We start from the raw sequence: 17242 nt of genomic DNA, 5'->3' as shown, positions 1-17242 counted from the left end.
AAATGACGCCATACCCCACGCCTCGGCCGCGAGCCACACGCATGCCTGCCTTCTGTTTCTCCACTTCCAGTCGGAGTCGATTTTCCCTCTGGGGCGTGCTAACTGCTGCCGCGCTGATAGCGAGCGACGCGTGGGGTCAGTTTACGACGGTGATCAACCTGCCGTCCGACCCGCTCCCGGCGGTCCTGGGATCGGACACCCAGGTGAACATCTTCGAAGGAGCGAACCTGTCGATCCCGGGGTTCGGCGATCACCTGGGAAAGGTACAGAACCAAGAAATCAACCTGCTCGGCGGCGTTCTCGGTCAGCCGCAATTCGACCAGGGGAGCACGTTCAACCTGTCGGACGGGTTCATCCGCTTCGTGCGCCTGCGGCCCGGCGTCAGCATGACCATGACCGGCGGGGTGACGGTGGCCGGCATCAGCGCGCCCGCGGGCAGCTCCGTGTCGATCTCTGCCGCCGATCTGCGGATCAACGGCCAGCCGATCGCGGGGCTCGAGGCCGCCGGGGCCAGCCTGCAGATCGACCTGCCGACCCAGTACATCCTGACCGGCGCGTTCGCGGATGGGTCGCCGCTGTTCATCCGATCGACCAATGGCGACATCGCCGCCGGGACGCTGAGCGTGCACGCGATCGCCTCCCCCGCCAACCCGCGGTCGCTGATCGTGGCTTCGCTCGACCCCGTGCCGACCACGATCGGCGACCTGCAGACCCTGCGGGTCGACTCGGGCGCCGCCCTGCCCGCCAACTTCCAGGCGACCGCGGGGAGCGAGTTGATCATCGAACCCGGCGGCGCCGTGGGGAACAACGCCCGGTTCTACGGCGCAGAGGTGACCCTGTTGGGGAGCCCGATCGCCAGCGCGGGGGGGACGCTCGGCAACTTCGCTTACGCTCACACGGGCAGCAACGTGGCGATCGAGGGGGGGACGGTAGGAGTCGAGTTCTACGCCACCGTCGGGTCGACCGTGAACATCCGCGACGGCAGCGTCGGTGATCGGTTTCGCGCCGGGGGCGGGAGCGTCGTCAACATCTCGGGGGGCGCTGTCGGCAAGACATTCGACGGCCAGGCGGGAAGCGTCGTCAATATCTCGGGTGGGTGGGTCAATGAGGGACTAACAACCCACGGTACGCTGAACTTTTCTGGGGGCACGATACGCGATGACGCCAGCGCGTTGAGCGATAGCGTCTTTACGATGTCTGGCGGGACCATCGGTGAGGACTTCGCGGCCCGGGCCGGAAGCCAAGTGCATATCTCGGGCGGGCTGGTCGGCCAGAAGTTCGTCGCGTCGAGTGGATCCAATGTGTCGATCTCTGGGGGGACGGTGCAAACCCGCTTCGCCGCCGCTTCTGGATCAACCGTGAGCATCTCGGGTGGACTGCTTGAGGGCTTTACCGCGGGCAGCGGGAGCAACGTGTCGATTTCGGGCGGGTTGTTCGCCGACGGGACACTCTTTTCCAACAGCAGCAACACCCTCTTGGAGGGTAGCGAGTTCTACCTAGATGGCGTGGCTGTCGCGGGCCCTGCGGTCGTGGCGGAGCAGGCGACGTTCGAAGTGCCATTCGGCTCTCTCTTTTCTGGTTTCTTCGCAGACGGGACCCCGTTCGCGTTCTCTCCTACCGATGGCGATTCGCTGGACAACAAAACCATCATCCTGCGACGAGCAGCGGCGCTGCCAGCCGGTCCCGCAACGATCAACGCCCCCTTCGACGCCGTTCCGGCGGGGGTTCGAAGTGGCCAGACGCTGCTAGTTGGGGCCGGCGCCGTTGTGCCTAGCTCCTTTGGCGCAGGGCCCGGCAGCACCGTGCGTGTGCTCCCGGGTGGATCGATCGGTAAGAATTTCGAGGCCGTCGGCGCGGTGGTTGAAGTAGCCGGCGGCGCAATCGCGTCCGATTTCGACGCCTTTGCCGCGTCCCATGTTACTGTCACCGACGGCGCAGTAGGCGGCATATTTCAGGCCCATTCGGGGAGCTCGGTGCGCGTCGAAGGAGGCCGGTTTGGCGTAGCATTTACTGCGCTAGCCGGCAGCGACGTACAGATTTCTGGCGGATCGTTCGGCGAGGTCTACGGCAACGCGTTGCGGGTGCTGCCGGGCAGCCAAGTGTCGGTCTCCGGCGGCAGCTTCAGCGTCGGCGTTGATATCGCCACGGACGCCTCGATCGAAATTTCTGGCGGCAAGCTCGGTCGCACCCTCCGCGTACACACGGGGGCAGAGGCGAAGGTTACCGGTGGCGGATTTGGCCAGTTCTTCATGATCGACAGCGGCGGGACCGTAATGCTGCACGGGGGCGACTTCCGCATCAACGGGGCGCCACTAGCGGGGCTAACGACCGTCGGAGACGTGGTGGTCCCCTCGCTCGGCCCCACGGACGTGCTCTCCGGCACGCTGGCCGATGGCACGCCGTTCGCATTCTCGAAGGAAGACGGCGACGTGCTCGCGGCCGGCGGGTTCTCGCTCCACGCCGCGGAGGTGGCGCCGGTCACCCAAACGGTCTTTACCGCGTCGTCCGGGGCGTTGCCGCTTGGCGTCCGCACGGGCCAACTCGTGCGGTTCGACGCCTCCGGCGCAGCGCCCGTGAACGACTTCAACGCAGGCTACAACAGCCTCGTGTGGGTCGAGCCCCGGGGCGCCGTCGGCGACAACCTCGAGGCGGCCGGGGCGGTGATCGTCGCGGGGGGGGCGGTGGGGCACGACTTCGACGCGCTGCCGGGCTCCTCCGTCTCAGTGGGGGGGGGCGTGGTGGGCGTCGGCCTGCAGGGTTTCGCCGGGAGCAGCATCTTGATCTCGGAGGGCGAGATCGGCGCAGGGTTCAGTTCCGCAGGGTTGGTCACTGTGGCTGGTGGTCATACGCGCGACCTTCAGATGCTTGCCGGCGGGTTTGTTTCCGTATCGGGGGGCGAGATCGATTTCGAGCTCCGCATCGCTGGCGACGCCTCGGGACAAAGCACCGGGGGTATCGTGCAAGGCTTAACTGTGAGCTCCGGCGGTCGCTACGTGGTGAAAGGCGGCGTCATTGGGGGCGACCCAACGCTTCGAACGTCGGTGTCTGTATCTGGAGAACTGCAGGTCGACGGGGGAACGATCGACCGTTTGATAAGCGTCCAGAGCGAGGGACTAGTGGAGATCAACGCCGGCTCGGTCGCGGCCCTCTCCGCCCGCGGAGACTCGGTCGTCCACGTCAACGGCGGCAATATCCTTGGTAGCCTCAGCCTAGACAACGACGGCGCCGTGGTGGTATCCGGCGGCTCGACGGGCGACGGGGTCACCACCAGCTCGTTCTCTGCTTCGCTGGCGATCCATGGATCCGATTTCCGCTTGAACGGCGAACCCATCGCTGCTCTTGCGACCGTCGGAGCGACCATCGCACAGAACCTCTCTCAGAATGAAGTGCTCAGCGGCACGCTCGAAGACGGCACGCCGTTCGTCCTAGCGCCGATCGACGGCGACACGATTCGGCCCAATTCGCTCACTCTGTCGCGGAGCCACTTTGGCCCAACGACGTCCACGCTTAACAAGCCGAGGAACGGGCTGATCGCCGGCGAGAGCCGTACCGTGACGGGAGGCGAGGTCCTGGGTCAGAACTTCAACGCGGGCCGGCTCAGCCAACTCGCCGTCCAGGCGGGGGGCGCCGTCGGCGACAACCTCGAAGCAATCGACGCGCAAGTGACCATCACCGGCGGCGCGGTCGGCGAGGGCTTTGACGCCTTCCGTGGCGCCACGGTGAACATCTCCGGAGGCAGCGTGGGAAGCTCCTTCGACGTTTTCGATGGCGCCGTGGCGAACATCTCTGGAGGCGCCGTGGGAGACGACCTCCACGCCCACTCCGGCGGTCAGATCAACATCTCTGGCGGCAGCATCGGCGAGAACTTATACGTATTCCGCGACGGCGTGGTGGAGATGTCCGGCGGAACGTTGGGCGCCAACGTGCGGGTCGTCGACGGCGGCACGCTGAACCTCGTGGGCCGGTCGTTTGTGCTAGATGGGGTGGACCTGTCTCAGACGATGTCCGGCGCAGAGCCCCTGACGATCGCCAGCCGCGGCGGGGTCTTGAGCGGCCTGCTGGCGGACGGTTTACCGTTCACACTAGCTCTTGGGACAGACACGTACTCGCAGGACTACGTCGCCCCCACGGCCACGCTTACGATCGCGTTGGCCTTCGTCCCGGGCGACTACGATCGCAACGGCGTGGTGGACGCAGCCGACTACCTAATCTGGAGGTCTAGCTTCGGCGCCCCGGTCGCCTCGCCAGGAGACGGCGCCGACGGGAACCTCGACGGCATCGTCGACGCGGCCGACTTCTCGGTGTGGCGCGACCACCTAGCAGGCGGGGCCGCGACGGCGTCCGCCAGCGTCCCGGAGCCCGCCGGCGTGATGCTGGCCCTTTTCGGCGTGGCCCTATCGCTGACGCCCCTGTTGAGGCGCGGGCGGACACCCTCTGTGTGACTAAGCGAACGCTCCGTAACTTGCGTCGGCGGACATCACTTGGCTCAGAATCGGCTCCGTCCAAGCTGCCGGAGATGGACCAGTCGACGCGCGTGCTGCCCGGCGCCAACTCGCAACGGTGTCCCGACCCGGCTGACACCGCCCGCAGTTCGGCATCGACCTTAGTCGTGCTGGCCGATGCTCCCTCGGTCCGTCGGCCAGTCGGCAACCCGATGGAGGAGAGCTGCACCGCTGCGCTGTTGGCATCCTCCGAAAGTGCTTCGGTGTTTCACGCCGACGCTTCGTAGAAGCGGTCCGTATCTCGCTGAGGTGATGTCCACCGCTCCGGATTGCGCGGTATAATTTCCCCGCGACTCTTGTAGTCGACCGGGCGTTTCCGGCGGAGGTCGCTGAGCTTTGTCGTTAGGGCGCAATCATGTCTTGGTGTTGTCACGTTACCGAGAACCGCTTTCGCGATCGGAATATCTACGGCGAGTACGTCGTTGCTGGGTACGACACAGACCTTCGCCAAGTCGTATTCCTCCGCGGGTTCAATCTTTGCCACCGCAAAGACTACTCAGACGTAATTGGTGCAAATCGCCGGGCTTCTGAGGCCATCAAGGCCGAGGGCATCTCGAACTTCAAACTCGCGGGACATTGGTGCACTCGATTCTGTGATTTTTGCGGCGCCGAGTTGAAGAAGCATTACGGTGAAGACGGTGGGCTTTTGCGCGATGATGAGTACGTTCGAGAACTACGAGCGACCGAAACATCGGGTGCAGTTTCGGAATCTCGGAAACTGCGTCAGCGTCATCGGCCGACGCAGTTTCGAGTATCCCCGAAACTGCCGTCGGTGGACATCACCTCGGCAGGATAGGCACAGGTTCGGAGCTGCCTCGGCGTGCAACGCTGGGCGCCTCTGCTGGCTTGCCAGCCGTGAGTGGCGGCAACCAACGCGACTCTCCGAATGACGTTGACCTACCGCGCCGATTCTAGGGTGTTCGAGCTGGTAGGCTCGTCTCAGGGGCTCACTGCTGGCCGCGTGGTTGGGTCTACTCCAGCGGCGTCAATTGTGTGGCGCCGTTGATGATCAACGCATGCTCCATAATGTCGAGCGTCGTGCCGCTGATTGCCACGGTCCAGCGCCCCGGCCGCATCGTGTCGTCGTAGAAAACGGTCGTCGCCAGCGCCGCCGGCAGGTTCTGGCGAGTCGCCCGATCGACATCGGCGCCGATGGTTTTTCCGGTGAGCACCGTGGCATACGTTGGCTGCGCGGCGCCGGACTTGTAGACCTCAACGACCACGCCGTTCGGCGAGTTGCGTGCGGACATCTGCCAAACCGGGCTTGACGCACGCCACGCAATCAACGCTGCGACGCAGACCGCGACGATCACCAGCACGACGAGGATGGGCTTTCGCGCCATGGCTTTCTGGTTGTAGCGGGCGAGACGCCCGGCTTGCCTACGGCACGCTCGTCCGGCCTACTCGCCGCGACCCCTACGGCGTCGTCCCGAACGGGTCGTCTCCCCCGAACGGGTCGCCCGCGTCGCCGCCGAACGGGTCTTCGCCGCCGAACGGGTCGGGGATAGCCGCGGGGGCTTCGGCCGGGGCGGGCCCGGCTTCGGCGGGCTTGACGGGCGTTTCTGCCGGGGCGGCTGCCGCGGGTTTGGCGGGGTCGGCGTTCTCGTCGGCCACTTCGGCGGTGGCGGGCTTGGGGGCGTGCAGGTAGGGCTCGTCGGCGCCCAGCTCGTGGAAGGCTTGGATCAGCCCGTCGTCGGAGTAGACAAACAGCCGGTCGCTCTCGGTGTTGAGCACCGGGTGGAAACTGCCGCGCGAGGGGGCCCGGTACAGCACGACGCCGGTCTCGCCGTCGAGCACCAGGTAGCCCCCGAAGCGGTCGAGGCCGTACACACGCGACTCGCTCTGGGCGATGAACTGGGCGACCCCGGGGGTGACCCACTTGGCGTCGCCGCTTGCGTCGACGCGGTGCAGGGCCGGCTCTTCGGTCACGATGAACACCTCGTCTGCGATGGCCACCGGCGATCGCAGGATCGGGAAGCCGGTCGAGTACCGCCACTTCTCTTTGCCGGACTGCTCGTCGATCGCGTACATGTAGCCCGCCCCGGTGGCGGCGTACACCATGCCGTCGCCCGCGGCGGGGGGGGCGACAAAGTCGGCCACGCTCTCAAACCGGTAGGCGACGCCGGTAGCGGCGATCCCCGCGGCGAACATGTAGCCGCGGCTGCTGGCCCAGTAGATATGGTCGGTCCCCGCGACGATCGGTTGATAAACGCGGCCCGAAGAGCTGTAGTACCACAGGGGCTCGCCCTGGTCTTCGATCGGGTAGCCCTCGACCCGGCCGCTCAGCAGAGGGACGAAGACGAAGCCCTTGCCGATGGCCGGCGCGCCGGCCGGCGCGCCCCCGACCGGGCGGGAGATGATGGGGCGACCGTCTTTGCGGTCGAGCACGTGCAGCGTCGAGCCGTTGATCAGGGCGATCACGTCCTGGCCCACCGCGGGGCCGAGGCTGCCGTAGTCTGGGTTGCCGACGCGGGTGGCCCACAGCCTCTCGCCCGTCTCGGCGTCGAAGGCCTCGACAAACCCCGCCGTGGAGAGCGAGACCAGCATGTCTCCAGAGAGGGTCACCCCTTGCAGCTTGTTCCGGGCCGCGTCGAGGTTGGTCTGGGTGAACCAGGCCCGCTCTAGGCCGGCGGGGCGGAGCTGCGATTCGGGCGTGAGGGGGGTTGCCTGGGCCCATGCGGCGGACAGCAGGGCTGCGCCCAGGCAGGCCAGGGAGGCCACGGCGCCGCGTGCGGCTTGATGGAGAGTCTTCATATCGGTGCAAACCCGCTCGGTGAGTCGATCGCGAGCCGGCCCGTCGCCGGGGCCGGGTCAGTACGCATTGTACTCAGCGGGCGTGGCTGCCGCGAAACCATTGCGGCCCTATCTGTTGGCCGGCAGCAGTTTCTGACGGACATACCAGTTGTGCGTGTCGATCAGCCGGTCTGCGAGGCCTTTTTCTGGGCGCCAGTCGAGCTCCCGGTCGGCGCGTGCGGGGTCGCAGAACCACTCGCCGGCGACCGCTTCGCGGATCTTGTCGTAGTTCAGGTAGGTCTTGGCGCCGGTGAGCCGGCCCCACAGCTCGGGCGCCGTGGCGACCCCCCAGCAGCCCGCCGCGGGGATGGTCACGCAGCGCGGGGGCCGGCGCCCAAGCGCCGCGGCGACCGCGTCGCCGAGCTGGCCGAAGGTCATCGGCTGCGGATCGGCCAGGAAATAGAGCCCATCGGAAGGGTGGTCGTGCGTCAGCCGGTCTCCGGCTTCCATCGCCCGACGCATGCCTTCGGCCAGGTCCTCGACGTAGACAAACGAGTAGCGGTACCGCTGCGACACCGCAACAAAGTTCAGGCCGGCCCGCACCGAGCGGAACATCTGCAGCAGGTTCAGGTCGCCCGGCCCAAAAACCCCCGGGGGACGGACCGCCACCACCGGGAGCCGGTCGGCCAGGCCTCGCAGGGCCTGCTCGGCTTCGAGCTTGGTGCGGCCGTAGTAGGAAACGGGCCGGCCCGGGTCGGCCTCGGTCCGCGCGCGTCCCCCCTCCACCGGCCCGCTGGCCGCCAGGGAGGAGACGTACAGCAACCGCGGGGGAGACTCCCGCTTGGCGGCCTCGAGGGCCAGCAGCCGCGAGCCCTCGACATTGACCTGGCGGGCCGCCGCAAACGAACGGGCAGAAACCACCGACGCCAAGTGGTAAACTTGATCAACCCCTTCGAGCGCCGCGGCCAAGGCCGATGGGTCTCTCATCTCGACGCACCGGGCGTCCCACCCGTCGTCCCTGAGCCGCTGCGCCGACGCCTCGGTGCGGGTTGCCGCGCGCACAGGGTTGCCGGCAGTGCGCAGGTGGTCGCACAGACGTTTTCCAATGAAGCCGGCCGCGCCGGTTACAAGGATGCGAGCGGAAGTCATCGTGCGGCGGGCCGTGTTCGTTCGATGTACACAGAAGGCGCCAGCAATGACTGCTTGTGGCGCCGGATTGGAAGGGGCTGGATTCGTCGGAACATGTTGCCGCCCTTTAGCTTGCGTTGGGCGGGCTGAGTTGTTAAGAAATTAGGCCTGGGTAATCAGGGTGGCTTGCGGTGGGTCGCCAAGCGGCCCGCAACGCTAGCGTTTCACGTAACAGCTTGCTCAATAGGGCGTAACTGAACTGTCGCAGCCGGCATGTTGCTAGGAGGCACGATCGTAGGAGGAGGGTAGAACCGCCCGGCCGTCGGCGCCGGCTGGCGCCCCTTCCCACAACGACAACGTGATGGATCACCCCCGCCCAGAAACCGCCCCCGGCTTGCCCGACCAGGCCGCCCCCGACCGAGCGCCGTTGCTGCTGCGGCAGGCCCTGTCGCTGCCGGAAGTGCTGCGCACGCGGGCAGGTGCGGCGCCGGACCGTCTGCTCTATCGATTCCTCCCCGATGGCGAGCAGACGGGCGGCTGTGCTACCTATGGTGACCTGTACGCCGCCGCCAGTCGAGTTGCCGGCGAACTCGCCCGCCGCGGCGCCCAAGGCGAACCGGTGCTGCTGGTCTTTCCGGAAGGGATCGACTTTGTCTCTGCGTTGTTCGGCTGCTTCTACGCCGGCGCCATCGCGACCCCGATCAACCCGCCCCGCAAGAACCGCAAGGCGGCCCGGCTGGCGGCGGTGGTGCGCGACAGCGGCGCCCGCATGGCGTTGGTGGACGCGACGACGCTCGACCTGCTGCGGCCGCTGATCGACGCCGACCCGCTGCTCGCGGCATTGGAGTGGGTAAGCCTCGACGCGGCGGCCGGCGGCGACGCGGCCGAGGCCCGTTTGCCCGACCCGCACTCTCCCGCGTTCTTGCAGTACACCTCGGGCTCGACCGGCCAGCCGAAAGGGGTCGTCGTCTCGCACGCCAACCTGATCGAGAACCAGCGGCTCATCCGGGCCGCGTTCGGGCAAGACGAGTCGATCGTGGTCGCCGGCTGGCTCCCCGCGTTCCACGACATGGGCCTAGTGGGCAACCTGCTCCACCCGCTGGCGCTCGGCGGGTCGCTGGTGTTCATGCCCCCGCTGGCGTTCTTGCAGAAGCCCATCCGTTGGCTGAGGGCGATCAGCGATTACGGCGTCACCTGCACCGGCGGGCCCGACTTTGCGCTCGACCTGTGCGTACGCGAGACGACCCAGGCCGAACGCGCGGGGCTCGACCTGTCGCGCTTGCAGGTGCTGTTCAACGGCGCCGAACCGGTGCGGGCCGCCACCGTGCGGGCGTTCACCGAGGCGTTCGCCCCCTACGGCTTCCGCCCCGAGGCGCTCTGCCCCTGCTACGGCATGGCGGAAACCACGCTGCTGGTCTCCGGATCGCGGAAGACGGCGACGCCGCGGGTGGTGGAGGTCGATCCGCAACGGCTGGCGCTCGGCGAGTTCGTTCCGACGGATGCAAGTGACGCGCGGGCCCTGGTCGGCAGCGGGCCGGTCGACGCCAACGTGCGGGCCGCGATCGTCGATCCCGAGACGGGCCGGCCCTGCGGCCCCGGCCAGATCGGCGAGGTCTGGCTCGCCGGGCCCACCGTGGCCGCCGGGTACTGGAAGAACGCCCGGGCGACCGAAGAAGCGTTCCACGCCGTGCTGGCCAGCGACCCGACGCTTCGCTACTTGCGTACCGGCGACCTGGGGGTGCTTCACGACGGCGAGCTGTTTGTCACCGGCCGACTGAAAGACCTGCTGATCGTTCACGGCGCCAACCACTACCCGCAAGACATCGAAGCAACCGCCGCGGGCGCGCACGCCGCCGTGGCCGGTTGCGTCGGCGCCGCGATCACTGTCGGCGAAGAGTCAGAGGGCGTCGCCCTGGTGCAAGAGGTGCAGCGGCAGTGGCTGCGGCGTTTGCCGACCGACGAGGTCGCCGCGGCGATCGTACGCGCCGTGGCCGAGGAGCACCAACTCGAGATCACGCGGGTCACGTTCGTCCGCCCCGGCGCCGTGCCGAAGACCAGCAGCGGCAAGACCCAGCGCCGCGCGACCCGCGACCTGCTGCTGGTGGGCGGCTTGAAGGTGGTGGGCCAGTGGCGGCTCGGCGACGCCACGAGCCGCGGCGCTGCGGCCCCCGAGCCAGACGATCGCACCCTCGAGCTGGAGGCGTGGCTGACCGAACAGGTCGCCGAGAGGGCCCGGCTGGGCGTGGCCGAGGTCGACCGCCGCACGCCGTTCGCGCAGTACGGGCTCGGTTCCCTGGCGGCGGTGCGGCTGTCCGGACTGTTATCGGAGCGGCTCGGGCGCACGGTGCCGCCGACGATCGCCTACGACTACCCGAACATCGCCGCGCTCGCCCGGCACTTGGTGCACGGCGACGAGCCGGCCGCGGCGACCCCCGCCGCGGGCGCCATCGACGAGCCGCTGGCGATCATCGGCCTCGGCTGCCGGTTCCCGGGCGCCGAATCGGTAGAAGGGTTCTGGGAGCTGCTCGCCGGAGGGGCGTCGGGGCTGGGTCCGTACCCCGCCGACCGGTGGCGCGGCGAATACGCCGGCGAGGCGCCCCCCAAGGGAGGATTCCTTGGCTCGGTCGACGGCTTCGAGCCGGAGTTCTTCGGCATCAGCCCCCGCGAAGCCGAATGGATGGACCCGCAGCAGCGGCTGTGGCTAGAAGTCGTTTGGGAATCGCTAGAGCTAGCCGGGGTCCGGCCGAGCGGGTTACGCGGCTCGCGGACGGGGGTCTTTGCCGGCGTCAGCGCCGGCGACTACCTGGCGCAGCAGGCCCGGCAGGGCGCCGCACCCTCTGCGTACGGCGCCACCGGGGCATCGCCCGCGGTTCTGGCCAACCGCACGTCGTACGTGCTCGACCTGAAGGGCCCTAGCTGGTCGGTCGACACCGCGTGCTCGTCGTCGCTGGTGGCGGTCCATCAAGCCGCCGCGGCGGTGCGGCGTGGCGAGTGCGACCTCGCGATCGCCGGCGGCGTGAACCTGATCCTGAGCGAAGAGACCACCACCGCCCTGTGCCGTGCCGGGATGCTCTCTCCTGGCGGCGAAACGCGCGCGTTCGCCGCGGGCGCCGACGGCTTTGTGCGTGGCGAGGGCTGCGGCGTGGTAGTGCTCAAGCGGCTCTCCGCGGCGCTGGCCGACGGCGACCGCGTGTGGGCGGTACTGCGCGGCACGGCGGTAGGCCAAGACGGCCGCAGCAACGGGCTCACCGCGCCCAGCGGCCCGTCACAACAGGACGTGATCCGGCAGGCGCTCGCGGCCTCAGGCCTGAAGCCGGCCGATATCGACTACATCGAGGCGCACGGCACCGGCACGGAGCTGGGCGACCCGACCGAGATGGGCGCGCTAGGCGCGGTGTTTGGCGAGCGCGACAGGCCGCTCGCGGTCGGCAGCGTGAAGACGAACATCGGCCACCTGGAAGGCGCGGCCGGCGTAGCCGGGCTGATCAAGGCCTGCCTAGCGCTGCACCACGGCCAGCAGCCGCCGACGCTGAACTTCGCCGCACCGAGCCCGCACATCGACTGGTCGCTGCCGTTGGAGGTCTCCGGCGAGCTACGCGCCTGGCCGGAAGAAGAGGGCCGCGTCCGCCGCGCGGGGGTCAGCAGCTTCGGTTTCGGGGGCGCGAACGCCCACGCGGTGCTTGAGTCGGCGCCGAATAAGGCGCCAGGAACCTTGTCGGAAAAGGTTCCTGACACCTTTTCTTGGGTGACGCTGTCGGCGCGCACGCCGGCGGCGCTTGCGGAGCAGGCACGCCGCTGGGCCGGGGCGATCACGCCCGCGACGCCGGTTGCCGAGATCGCCGCGGTCGCGGCGCGGCGCGAAGTGTTCGGGCATCGGCTGGCGGTGGGGGCTTCGGACTCTGCCGTGCTGCGGGAGAAGCTGCTGCAGTGGCTGGCGAGCGATCGGCGTGAGGGGGGCGTCCCCGCCGACGCGGCGCCCCCGGCGGACATTGCTGCTTGGCTGGCCAGCGGCGCGCCGCTAGTCGCGGGGCCGCTGCCGGCGCTGACGCTGCCGACCTACCCGTTCGAGCGTCGCCGCTACTGGTTCCCCGTCGATCCCGCGGCGGGTCGCGGGGCAGCCGGGCCGGTGGTTCACCCGTTGCTGGGCCGAGGGCTCGACCTCGCTGGCGGCCAGCACGTGTTCGAGGTCGACCTCGCCCGGGTCGGTTGGCTCAACGACCACCAGGTGCAGGGCGCCCCGACGCTGCCGGCCGCGGCTTACATCGAGATGGCAGCGGCCGCCGGAGGGCTGGTAAACGCGTCTCAAGCCTGGCGTTTGGTCGACCTGAAGATCGAACGACGCGTGACGCCCGCCGCTGGGCAAGACGCCCGGCTGCAAACCCAGCTCACGCCGGCGGGCGAGGGATGGTCGATCGCGTTCTTCTCGCGCGACGCCGGGGCGTGGGTCCGCAGCGCCACGGGCCGCCTGCTTCAGCGCGGAGAAGCGTCGCAGCGGATCGCGGCCGGCGCAGCCGCGCTGGCGCCGCGCGACGTCGCCGACCACTACCGCACGTGCAGCGCGTACGGGCTCGATTACCAGAACGCGTTCCGCGGCCTGCGGACGCTGCACGGCGCCGCGGGTTACGCGGAGGCGACGCTCGCCGCGGCCGGGGCGACGCCGCTGCTGGACTGCGCGCTGCAAGCGATCGCCGCGACGCTTTCCGACGATCAACAGGTGGCGTGGGTCCCGGTGGGCGCCGCCGAGGCCTGGGCCGACCTGCCGGACGGCCAGCAGTCCGTCGCGGCCCGCGTCGCTTCGCGGCAAGAAGGAGACTTCTTGCTGGCCGATGTCGATCTCTTGCTGGGCGAGCGGCCGGTCGGCGCGCTGCGTGGCGTGCGGCTTGCGCGGGTCGCCGCGCCCCAGTCGCCCTACTTCCAGCTCACCTGGGCGCCGCGGCTACGCGCCACAGAGCCGGCGTGGCAGCCGCCGGCGCTCGACCTATCGTCCGCCATCAGCGGCGCCCGGCAGCGGGGACGCCACGCGTTGGTGGCGGCCCGGCGCGACGCGCTCGGCGAGCTAGAACGCATCAGCACGCTGTGGGGGGCCGAGGCGCTGGCAGAACTGTGCGGCGCTCGGCGGGTCGGCGACGCGGTCGATCACTTGCCCGTAGTTCCCGCCAACCGGCAGCGGCTGCTGGAGCGGATCGTGGCGATGCTGCGCGAGGATGGCTGGTTGGTCGCCGATGAGCGAGGTCTGCGGCTCGCGCGGCCGATCGTCGCGGGCGAGGCGGCCCGCGCGCTCGCCGAGGCCCAGCAAGGGCTTCAGGCCGCGGCGCCTGAGTTGGCGGTGATCGCTGCGTGTGCACCGCGGCTTGTTGACGTGTTGCTGGAGCGCTGTGAACCGCTTGAGTTGCTGTTCCCCAGCAGCGGCGGGGGCGCCGCCGATTTGTACCGCACCTCGATTGGCGCCCAGGCGCTCAATGAAACGGTCGCCGACGCGGTCGAGGCCTGCGTCGCCCGGCTCCCCGCGGGGAGGTCGCTGCGGGTGCTAGAGATCGGGGCCGGATCGGGCGCCACGACCGAAGGGGTGCTGCGTCGCGGCTGGGCCGACCGCCTCCGCTACACGTTCACCGACGTCGCGCCGGCGTTCCTTGCCCCCGCCAAGCGGCGGTTCGCGGGGCGGGGGCTCGACGGCGATGGACTAAGCTTCGAGGTCCTCGATATCGAGAGCGATCCCGCCGGCCAGGGGTTCGCTGCGGGGGGCTACGACGTCGTGATCGCCGCCAACGTGCTGCACGCCACCGCCGACCTCGCCCGGTCGGTCCGCCACGCCCGGCGGCTGCTGGCGCCGGGGGGCGTGCTCGTGCTGGTAGAAGGGACGCGGCCGCTGCGTTGGCTTGACCTTTCGTTCGGCATGCTGGACGGCTGGTGGCGGGGTGAGGACGCCTCGCTGCGGGCCGGCTACCCACTGATCGACGAGTCGCGTTGGGCCGGGCTGCTCGGGTCCGAGGGCTTCGCCGAGGCCGCCTGCCTCAGCCTGGCCGAGCCGCGGGGCGGCTCGCCGGAGAACAGCGTCATTGTTGCGTCAATCGCGACAGGCGCAATCGAATCGACGGCAGATTTCGGCGAGATCGATGTGGTGGCGCTCGACGGCACGCCGCTGCTCGGGTTGGAAAACGAGATCGCCCGCCGTCGCGGGTCGGCGTCGGTCGCCGGCGTGTCGAACCCCGCCCAGGGCGTTCGTACGACGCTGTTTACAGCGATGGACGAGGCCGCCAGCGGCGAGGACGCCCAGCGGTACACCACGCGGGTGATCGACGCGGTGCAGCGGGCGTCGGGGGCCGATCGGTTTGTGTTGGTGACGCGTGGCGCCCAATCTGCGATGGGGGGAGACTCTCCCGCCGCCGCGGCCGCGTGGGGCGTGCTGCGTTCGTTGGCGCACGAACGCCCCCAGGCAGCCTGCCGGCGGATCGACCTGCCGAGCGCTACGGAGCCCGACGTGATTGCCGTCGTCGACGAACTGCTGTCCGATTCCACCGAGCCAGAGATCGTGCTGGCCGGCGGGCGCCGGCTTGCCGCTCGGCTCTGCGCGGCGGGCGGGGTTGCGGCCGAGGCCGACGGCGCCCGCGTGGCAGAGATTGCCCAGCGCGGCTCGATCGACGGGGTGCGTCTCGCGCGCCTGCCGCGTCGGCCGCTGGCCGCCGGCGAGGTCGAGATCGCGGTCGAAGCAGCGGGCCTGAACTTCCGTGACGTGCTCAACACGCTGGGCCGGTACCCGGGCGAGCCGCCGCTGGGGGGCGAGTGCTCCGGCTCGGTGAGGGCCATCGGCGCCGGCGTGAGCCGGTTCTTGCCGGGGGACCACGTCATCGCGATCGCGCCGCGTACGTTCGCAGACCGGGTGGTCGCCCCGGAGGAGGTCGTGGCCCTGGCGCCCGCGACTTGTTCGCTCACCGAAGCAGCCACGCTGCCCATTGCGATGCTCACCGCGTCGCTGGCCCTCGAAGAGATCGGTGAGCTCTGCCCGTGCCAGCGCGTGCTGATCCACGCCGCGACCGGGGGGGTCGGCCTGGCCGCGGTGCAGATTGCCGCGGCGCGTGGCGCGCAGGTGTACGCCACCGCGAGCCGGGCCAAGCACGTTGCGCTGCTCGACACGCCGGTCGCCGCGGCGTTTGATTCTCGGTCGCCCGGCTTCGCCGCGGGGGTGATGGCGTCGACCCAGGGGCAAGGCGTCGACGTCGTGCTCAACGCGCTGGGCGAGTCGTTTGTCGCAGAAAACCTCAAGGCGCTCGCCCACGGCGGCCGCTACATCGACCTCACCAAGCCCGAGGGCGATGTCGCGACACAGATCGCCGCGTTGCGGCCCGACGTGGTGTACTCGCAGGTCGACCTGGCGCACGCGTGCGAGGCAGACCCCGCGATGGTCTCTCGGCTGCTGTCCGACATCGTGACGCGCGTCGACGCCGGCGAGCTCAAGCCGCTGCCGCTGCACCCCTACGGGCTCGACCGGTTGGGCGACGCGATGCGGGCGATGCAGCGGGCCGAGCACATCGGCAAGCTGCTGGTCTGCCCGGGTGGCGCCGGCGAACCGGCCGCACCGCCGGCCGTGATCCGCGCCGACGGCGCCTACGTCGTCGCCGGGGGGCTGGGAGACCTCGGCCTCGAGACCGCGCGGCTGCTCGCCGCGCGGGGCGCCGGCGTGATCGGCCTGGTGGGGCGGAGCGAACCAACCGCCGCGCAGCTCCAAGCGGTCCGCGCCATCGAAGCCGATGGCGCCCGCGTGGTGGTCGCGCTGGCCGACATCAGCGACCGCGCACAACTGGCCGCGGCTCTGGACGAAGTACGCGCCGCGGGGGCGCCGATCCGCGGCGTCGTGCACTCGGCCGGCGCCCTGGCCGATGGGCTCATCGAGGCGCAAACCGCCGAGACGGTGGCCCGTGTGTTCGCGGCCAAGGCCCGCGGCGGCTGGCTGCTGCACGAGCTCACGGCCGGCGATCCGGTCGAGCTGTTTGTCGTCTACTCGTCGCTGGCGGGCCTGCTGGGGAGCCCCGGCCAGTCGAACCACGCCGCGGCCAACGCGTACCTCGACGCCCTGGTAGCCTGGCGCCGGCGGCAAGGCCTGCCCGGGCTGGCGCTGCAGTGGGGGCCCTGGGCCGGGATCGGCGAAGCGGCCCGCCGCGGCGTCGAGCAGCGGACCGACCTCGCCGGGCTCGACCCCCTCTCGCCCGCACGCGGCCTCGACGCCATGCGTCGGCTGCTGACCAGCGGCGTCGCCTCCGTGTTGATTGCGCCGCTCGACGTCCAGCGGATGAGCCCCACGCGCCGCGCCGCGCCGGTGTTCGAGCTGCTACGCGACCAGCGGGCCGAGGCCTCGGCCGCGGCGGCGCCCGGATTCCTAGAGGCGTACCACGCGGCGCCGCGGTTCGCGCGGCGTGGGCTGTTGGCGACGCACCTCAAGCAGCAGCTTGCCGCGGTGCTGGGGATGCGGGACGCCCAGCAGATCGCCTCGGACGCCGCATTGTTCGAGCTGGGGCTCGACTCGCTGACCACGCTCGAGCTCAAGAACGCGCTTACCGCGTCGCTGGGGGTCGAGACCCCCGCGAACCTGGTGTTCGACTACCCGACCATCGACCGGCTGGCCGAGCATCTCGCCGGCCTGATGGACGCGGCGAAGCCGCAACAGAGCCTGACGCCGCCCGCAGCTGACGAGGCGACGACCCCAGCGACCCGGTCCCGGCAACCCGAGGCCAACCCGCTGGGCCCCAAACCCCCGTCGCGGCGGTCACAACCATCAGCCCAGCCGGCCACGGAGCTAGCCGTGGCGTCGGTCTTGCAAGACCTCGCCGCGCTCGAGGACGAGTTACAATCGTGGGACGCGGCCCGCTGAGGCCGCAAAAAGTCAT

The 17242-nt window shown here is 69.7% G+C and carries 5 protein-coding genes; 2 read left to right on the top strand and 3 right to left on the bottom strand.

All coding sequences use genetic code 11. The features are described 5' to 3' along the window. The first annotated feature begins 95 nt into the window (after positions 1-95). On the top strand, positions 96-4442 hold the full coding sequence (locus Pla175_RS22915; protein WP_145291150.1) for a beta strand repeat-containing protein: 4347 nt from the start codon (positions 96-98) through the stop codon (positions 4440-4442). A 1031-nt stretch (positions 4443-5473) separates the two neighbouring features. Here Pla175_RS22915 and Pla175_RS22910 read toward each other — a convergent pair. The 3 genes from Pla175_RS22910 to Pla175_RS22900 form a co-directional block, all read right to left on the bottom strand. Then, a complete protein-coding gene (locus Pla175_RS22910; RefSeq protein ID WP_145291147.1) occupies positions 5474-5845 on the bottom strand; it encodes a hypothetical protein in 372 nt (123 codons plus the stop codon). A 73-nt stretch (positions 5846-5918) separates the two neighbouring features. Beyond that, positions 5919-7256: an outer membrane protein assembly factor BamB family protein gene (locus Pla175_RS22905; RefSeq protein WP_145291145.1), complete on the bottom strand. Its 1338-nt coding sequence runs from the start codon at positions 7254-7256 to the stop codon at positions 5919-5921. A 108-nt stretch (positions 7257-7364) separates the two neighbouring features. After that, on the bottom strand, positions 7365-8384 hold the full coding sequence (locus Pla175_RS22900; RefSeq protein ID WP_145291143.1) for an NAD-dependent epimerase/dehydratase family protein: 1020 nt from the start codon (positions 8382-8384) through the stop codon (positions 7365-7367). Between the two features lie 340 nt (positions 8385-8724). Between Pla175_RS22900 and Pla175_RS22895 the strand changes: the two genes are divergently transcribed. Beyond that, positions 8725-17226: an SDR family NAD(P)-dependent oxidoreductase gene (locus Pla175_RS22895; RefSeq protein ID WP_145291141.1), complete on the top strand. Its 8502-nt coding sequence runs from the start codon at positions 8725-8727 to the stop codon at positions 17224-17226. Positions 17227-17242: the final 16 nt, after the last annotated feature.

It is taken from the genome of Pirellulimonas nuda, assembly GCF_007750855.1.
In the GTDB taxonomy this organism is placed as follows: domain Bacteria; phylum Planctomycetota; class Planctomycetia; order Pirellulales; family Lacipirellulaceae; genus Pirellulimonas; species Pirellulimonas nuda.
Note: the sequence above shows the minus strand (reverse complement) of the source record. Positions and strands in the feature narration are given on the sequence as shown.